Origin of the sequence: Blautia sp. HCP3S3_D9 (genome assembly GCF_052063845.1) — a bacterium.
GTDB lineage: Bacteria > Bacillota > Clostridia > Lachnospirales > Lachnospiraceae > Blautia_A.
Map to the genome: position 1 here is coordinate 1 of NZ_JBQHWS010000170.1, position 6,063 is coordinate 6,063.

Here is a 6,063-nt window from a genome sequence, read left to right on the forward strand (position 1 = left end):
ATTTTATACCCTTTTAACAGGTTAATTGAGTGATGTTATGGCTGCATGGATCACTTTTTAGATTCATGGCACAGTTATCTGTTCAGATACTGTTCCGTGAATAATTCAGGTTCATTTATAATAGTAAGATTATTTTTATGCCGCTCTATGAATAAAAGAGACATATGGTTTTGTTCAAAATATGTGAATATATTTCCGAGACACATGCACAGGCATGATTTATTTAAGTATTGTTTATAAGGGTATTATATAAACGTAAGGCACCAAGTTATCTTTTGTAGGGTATATAGCTATAATACTTGTAAGAACTTACAGTTCTATTATAAAAGATTTTGATGGATTTTGCAAGGAAGAAGAAAATCGAATGTTCTCGAATTGTTATGATTTCGAATAAATTTTTATGATGCTATGCGAAACATATCGTAATACATATTGCAAAATTTGACATATTATTGTTTTTCAGAAGAATCTTCAGCAGGAATATATTCGATCAGATCATGCAGATCGCAGTCAAGGACATAGCATAAACGTTTCAGTATATCAATATCAAGTCTCTGGATTTTATTATCTCTATAATTTCTTAACTGTGTACGCTGCATTTCAGCTCTGAAAGATAATTGATTCAGAGAAATATCGCGCTCTTCTAATATTTCTTTCAAATGAATCCTGATCTCACCATAGTCACTAGAATTAACAGGAAGCTGGCGTAAAGGGTTTTCTTTTTTTACTCTCATTAAATGGCTACCTCCTTATATTCTGATTATATTTTTATTATCAGTATATTGTAAGACTGATTAAGATATGGTATATTTATATATGAGCATATATATACTCATATATGTATAGGAAAAGGAGGAAGTCAAATGCCTGGAAAGATATGCCCAAGATGCAATCAGTATACTTTTTTTGAAACGACAAATGGAAGAAAGTGTACGAAATGTGGTTATACGATGACGGTACCGGCAAACGATGGAAAAGGTGGAAGAGGACAGAAATGTTCAAATTGTGGACAATTTACGGTTTTTAACAACAAATGTAGAAGCTGTGGAGCTATTTATCAGTAAAGGGGGCAGTTGAAATGACAGAAAAACAGAGAAAAGAGTGTCATGCAATTATACATACAGCTAGTGCCGCAGCGGCAGGTGTAGGAGCAGGTCTGGCTCAGGTACCGGGAAGTGATAATGCGTTGTTAACTCCGATTCAGCTTACAATGACGATTTCACTTGGAAAAGTTTTTGATATTCAATTGACTGAAACAACTGCAAAAGCAGCATTAGGATCTGTAGCGGCAAGTACGATTGGAAGAACTGTATCTCAGGTTTTGGTAGGCTGGATACCTGGTTTTGGAAATGCGATAAATGCTACTACAGCGGCTGGTTTAACTGAGTCAATGGGCTGGATGCTTGCTAATGATTTTGATAAGCAGTCGGGAGGATACTGATTGTGCAAAAGGAAGAGAATCGTATAGGGAAGATATTGAGAGCTGATGCTAGACGAGATATATTAGAACAAAAATTGGGCATTGCTGAAGCAATGACAAGATTTAGAGATGAACATGTTTTGAGAGAAATTAAACGAAGAGAGAAAAGAAGAAAATAGAAAAGATTATTATGAAGAATAAGTAGCAGGAGAGTGTCAATATACTCTCCTGCTACTTATTTTATGGACTTTAGTCTGTTGAGTCCATTGGAGTTTTTTGCTGATCCGAAAAATGTAGATGGACGAAACAATGAACCACTCGCTATGCAGGTGCGCGTCGATTCTTTTTGAATCAGAAAATTTACTGATATAGATATCAAAAGTGGATTCGCCTCAAATCCGTAACTATATTATTTTTTGTAGAAAAAAACAAACTCAGAACAAAAGAGTAAAAGTGTAATCAAAGCTTTCAGAAGATAAAAAAGTATTTTGGAAGAAAATACACTTTAGCGAACGCTTTTAGGAGTATCTGGGAATCACATAAATAAAATGAGGTGAAAAAAGAAACTTACGTATATATAAAAGTAATGAAATTTCATACTAGCATCATTTTATGAATGGATATCTCTAAGTATACGTGATTAGCGTTAATTAAGTAACTTTTAACAAAAAATACCAAAAAAGAGAGGATTAAAAAAATGAGTAACGAAAAAAGAACAGAAAAAATATCAGTAAATATGGATACAATTGGATATACTGCAAAACCCGAAGGAATTATGGGATATATTAATACCAGAGTTGCAAATAACATAGTAGAGATACCTTTGGATGATTTTGCAGATCAAGTTGGAAACCGAGGAAAAGCTTTTACAAGAGCACTTGTAAACGGTGCAAGAAGAAAAGAGAATTTTGTACAGCAAAAAATACTGGTTTTAGATTTTGATCAGGATGAAAAACACGAAATTTCCTATGAGGAGTTTTGTGACAGATGTAGTGAATACAATATACCGTTTGCCTTTACCTATAAAACCTTTAGTTACGATGGCAGAAACAAATATTTCAAATTTAGAGCAGTCTTTGTTATGAATATTTTGATTACAGATGTCAGATTTGCAGAAGCAGTAAATATTCTGTTTCAGAAACTGTTTCCTGAAAGCGACAAGGCATGTGTAGATATTCCAAGAATATTTTATGGAGGAAAAGGAATTATAGATTCTGATCTGGATGCGAGAGTGGATGTGATGAATGTTTTTTTTACTCAGTGGATCAGATAAAAATTAAATCTGATAATAATTTTAAACGAGATATAGATGCTCTTGCCCGCAAAATAAAGGTACCATGGGATTCAAAAAACTCGCGATTTGCATTTTACAGAAAAGAAGAAATTGATTGTGAATCTATTCAGGGAGAATGGATTGAGCAGAGTGGTATTATTATGATATGCGGAAGCATATTAACAGATAATGTAGAAAAGAAGACCTGTTCACATAGTATACCAGGAGCCTCATTAAATGAGGTTTCTGGATATACAAAGGAAAAACTCATACAGTTGTGTCCATTATTGGCAGATTTTGAGCGGAAAGGAAAATTCAGTAATAATGCAATGTTTTTGCTGGCTACAAACTTACGCTTTATTAAAGGTGGAAAGCGTATCTTTTTTAATATTCTGAAAAACAGGGATGAGCCAGAATGGAAAACAAAAAAATGGGAGGGAAACTGGAAGCGGGATATTGAGGGGAAAGATTACAGACCTATGGAATGTAAGAAAAACTGTAAATATGCGTCTGACTGTAACTGCTATTCTCTATATCAGAAATTATCTATGAATATACGGCGAGTTGAGAAAGAAGAGGATTTTTACCCCTTAAATGTTTGTGAACAGGAACTGGAAGGATGCCTGGAAGAAGCAATACAGAATCCGGAAAATGCGATGCGAGTTATAGTTGCACAAACAGGATTAGGAAAAACCGAAATATATTGCAGAAAGATAGCATCCATGCCGGAGAAAAAATTTATTGTCGCTGTTCCAACTTGTAATCTGCAAAATGAGGTCGCAGACAGGCTGGAGCATAAAGGCGTAATATGTTATAGGACATCAAGCAAAATCAATAATATTAAGAAATTAGGGCTAGATGATCTGTATGATAAAGCCTGTGAATTGTACAATCAGGGTTTTGGAATAATGATCAGAACAATAATAAAGAATTATATGACCGAACACCAGGATGATTTAAGCGACCATCAGAAAAAAGGCTTAAAAGAAATCCTAAATGTACATAAATGTCCAAAAGAGCAGTGCATCGTAACGACACATGCATATTTAATGATGATGAATCTGGATGAGCTTGCAGATTATGAAATAATTATAGACGAAGATATATTAATGTCGCTGTTTAAAAGAAACGGGACCATAGATCTTCAGGATATACAGAAGATGTTGGATAGTCATAAGCTGCCGAAAGAAATTAGAAATTTATTGAAAAAAATTATGAAAATGGAAAATAATGAAACGCGCAAGCTAAAGCCTATAGCGCTAAACAACCATGCTAAAATGGGACTGTATAAAAAAGGCGGAGTATTTCATAATACATTGCCATTGCTACTGGAGAGTACCAGTATAGCTATGGATAAACAGGAAAGGCAGGTTATGTTCTTTAACAGAATGAATTTACCGAACCGAAAAATGATCATAGTATCTGCTTCAGCTAATAAAAAATTGTATCAGGGATATTTCCCGGACAGAAGAATAATTTTCCATACGATTCATAAAGCAGAGTATCAGGGAAAAGTAATACAGTATAGTGCGCATACAATGAGCAGGAAGTGTATAGAACAAATAGGGGCTGATACAGTATTTGATAAAATCGAAAAAATTACAGGAAAAATTCCGGTGATTAGTTTTAAGATGACCAATAAGGGTGATATCTATTTTGGAAAGACGGAGGGATTTGATGAATACTGTGGGAAAGACATTGCAGTAGTCGGAACACCTCATAGTAAGCCTTTGTTTTATAAGCTTCTGGCATGTGAGTTAGGATATATAAAGAAAAATGTATCATACACTTTGAACTGTCGGCGGGTTGTCAGAAATGGATATGATTTTAAAATAATGTCGTTTGCAGATCCTGACATACAAAATTTACAGCTTTTTCTGATCGAAACTGATTTAGAGCAGGCTATAGGACGTAGTCGTGTGCTTAGAAAAACTTGTACAGTTTATGTATTTTCCAATTATCCATGTGAACAGGCAGAACTGATTCAAACAGAGTATCTGCCGGAAATAAATGATGAAGAAGAAATGAAATGTGAAGAAATTGGAAACACGTAAAAGGTGAGGAAAGATGTAAAAAGGTAAAAGAGATATAACAAATCATTGACAGGGATTCTGAGATGCTTTCAGATCTTATGTCATCATTCCCAAAGTTTTAACAAAAATAAATATAGAAAAACAGAATAAAATGATATATTGTGGATTTGGGAACATGCACACAGGGGCGGACATAAGCATGACAAATGTCATGGATTCTTTGAGCCGGAAAGAATCTTACTTATGTATCCGCATGCATAAGGCGATATAGAAGTATTGCCTTATGCAGGGTGGGTAACTGTTGATTAGATATTATGAAGAATCAGGTGGCAGTTGTAGTATCAATAAATATTTATTGATACTAGGGAGTATGTTCCTGGTGAATAAAAAAGGCGAAAGTTCAGCTCAAATACGAAAAGGTATTTGAGCTGATTTTACACTTTCATATTACAATCCTGAAGCTTCTTTAATATATTTTTCTAATGCAAGTTTGCTGATTTTCCAAGTCCTTCCCATACGGAATCCTTTGATAGTTCCTTCATTAAGTAGCTCATAAATACGATTTTTACCAACACCGAGAAATGCGGCAACTTCAGCGACATTCATGATATCTGCTGGATCACTGTTGGAATCTAAGAGACTTTTGTAAAATGGAAATGAATTTGTCAAGATTTTGTCCTCCCTTATGTTCTGGTATTTTTTATGAATATGTTTCTTACTTATATATTTTTTACATTTATAGAAAAAAACTCAGAGCTAAACAAAGCTGTAAAAAATATAAGAAATGAATATATACTTTCTTGAATTTTTAACACTTATGAGAGAGCTAAGCAGCACTACTACGGGTTCTGAAGGGTTTGGCAAAGAAAAAATGAAGTGTTAAAGTTTGAATTGTATATACTACTAGCGTGTAACGCGTAGTATATACAATTCAACAAATTCACATTATCTTCAATTTTTGCCATCAGGATACCTCAGATAACGTGTTTTGCACTTATAGGGAAATGTCAAGTGTATATATTTCGGAAAGAGGTAATGCAAGGGTGGTGTATATTATTTGCATAACGAATACGGTTATCCTCAAATGCTATTTTAAGGCATTTGAGGGTAAATACAGTTTTATTTTTGAAGAACAACGGGGATTTTAGTGGAATATATAAAAGAATTATGAAAATAATGGAAAATATAAAAAAGGTTGTGTAATATATATTATGTATCTATAATATTAAACTGTACCCCTTGTCAAGGACATTTTGAATTAGTGTAGTGCCTATTTTTTAGACACCTACACAAAAGTGATATCCCTGATTTCGGACATTCCATTGTCTGGTTATCCA

General features: G+C 33.9%; 7 protein-coding genes. 5 read left to right on the plus strand and 2 right to left on the minus strand.

The window, feature by feature from the left end:
* Positions 1–449: 449 nt before the first annotated feature.
* Complete coding sequence (locus ACTNES_RS18870) at positions 450–734, minus strand: helix-turn-helix domain-containing protein (protein WP_441040376.1); 285 nt, start codon at positions 732–734, stop codon at positions 450–452.
* A gap of 129 nt (positions 735–863) precedes the next feature.
* On the opposite strand from ACTNES_RS18870, the gene ACTNES_RS18875 reads away from it, so the two are divergent.
* The 5 genes from ACTNES_RS18875 to ACTNES_RS18895 all read left to right on the plus strand — a co-directional run bounded on the left by ACTNES_RS18875 (position 864) and on the right by ACTNES_RS18895 (position 4,747).
* Complete coding sequence (locus tag ACTNES_RS18875; protein ID WP_441040377.1) at positions 864–1,064, plus strand: hypothetical protein; 201 nt, start codon at positions 864–866, stop codon at positions 1,062–1,064.
* Between the two features lie 14 nt (positions 1,065–1,078).
* The gene (locus ACTNES_RS18880; RefSeq protein WP_441040378.1) at positions 1,079–1,441 is read left to right on the plus strand and encodes a hypothetical protein; all 363 of its coding nucleotides are present in this window, start codon (positions 1,079–1,081) and stop codon (positions 1,439–1,441) included.
* A gap of 2 nt (positions 1,442–1,443) precedes the next feature.
* Positions 1,444–1,599: a hypothetical protein gene (locus ACTNES_RS18885; RefSeq protein ID WP_441040379.1), complete on the plus strand. Its 156-nt coding sequence runs from the start codon at positions 1,444–1,446 to the stop codon at positions 1,597–1,599.
* Positions 1,600–2,117: 518 nt separating this feature from the next.
* The gene (locus ACTNES_RS18890) at positions 2,118–2,693 is read left to right on the plus strand and encodes a hypothetical protein (protein WP_441040380.1); all 576 of its coding nucleotides are present in this window, start codon (positions 2,118–2,120) and stop codon (positions 2,691–2,693) included.
* Positions 2,681–4,747: a DEAD/DEAH box helicase family protein gene (locus ACTNES_RS18895; RefSeq protein ID WP_441040381.1), complete on the plus strand. Its 2,067-nt coding sequence runs from the start codon at positions 2,681–2,683 to the stop codon at positions 4,745–4,747. The genes ACTNES_RS18890 and ACTNES_RS18895 overlap by 13 nt, the downstream gene beginning before the upstream one ends.
* Positions 4,748–5,173: 426 nt before the next feature.
* Here the strand turns inward: ACTNES_RS18895 and ACTNES_RS18900 are convergent, their stop codons facing one another.
* Positions 5,174–5,395: a helix-turn-helix domain-containing protein gene (locus tag ACTNES_RS18900; protein WP_291817379.1), complete on the minus strand. Its 222-nt coding sequence runs from the start codon at positions 5,393–5,395 to the stop codon at positions 5,174–5,176.
* Positions 5,396–6,063 lie beyond the last annotated feature (668 nt).

Bases quoted from the DNA above. Each gene is read 5' to 3' on its own strand.
- ACTNES_RS18870 (WP_441040376.1), bottom strand. From the start codon at position 734: ATGAGAGTAAAAAAAGAAAACCCTTTACGCCAGCTTCCTGTTAATTCT.
- ACTNES_RS18875 (WP_441040377.1), top strand. From the start codon at position 864: ATGCCTGGAAAGATATGCCCAAGATGCAATCAGTATACTTTTTTTGAA.
- ACTNES_RS18880 (WP_441040378.1), top strand. From the start codon at position 1,079: ATGACAGAAAAACAGAGAAAAGAGTGTCATGCAATTATACATACAGCT.
- ACTNES_RS18890 (WP_441040380.1), top strand. From the start codon at position 2,118: ATGAGTAACGAAAAAAGAACAGAAAAAATATCAGTAAATATGGATACA.